The sequence below is a fragment of the Italian clover phyllody phytoplasma str. MA1 genome (genome assembly GCF_000300695.1).
GTDB lineage: Bacteria > Bacillota_I > Bacilli_A > Acholeplasmatales > Acholeplasmataceae > Phytoplasma.
On sequence record NZ_AKIM01000180.1, the window covers coordinates 1 to 332 of the forward strand.

Annotated in this window: 1 pseudogene; it reads right to left on the bottom strand. The window is 26.2% G+C overall.

The window, feature by feature from the left end:
* Positions 1–61 precede the first annotated feature (61 nt).
* A pseudogene (locus RI01_RS03215) lies at positions 62–332 on the bottom strand (ATPase); the annotation flags it as partial.

A 332-nucleotide genomic window follows, 5' to 3' on the forward strand; every position in this document is an offset into this window, starting at 1 on the left:
GTTCCTTTCGGGTAATTTATAATATACCAACATTTTAACACATTTGACTTTTTAATTTTAATTAAAACCATTTTTTGAACCAAGAAGTTACATTATTAACTTTTTCCTTTGCGCTATTAATTCTTTGTCTTACATCTTCTTTAATACAAGCTTTTAAAGGTTGAATTGCGGCGCTATAGGTTTTTTCTTGATTTTTGAGAATTTTGTCAATTTTGTCTAATTCCTCTTTTTCGGTGGTTAATTGATCACTTTTTTCTTTTAAGGTTATTTTAGTTGTTTCATGAGCTTTTTGTTCTTCTTTTATTTGTTCTTTAAGTTTATTGATTTCATGA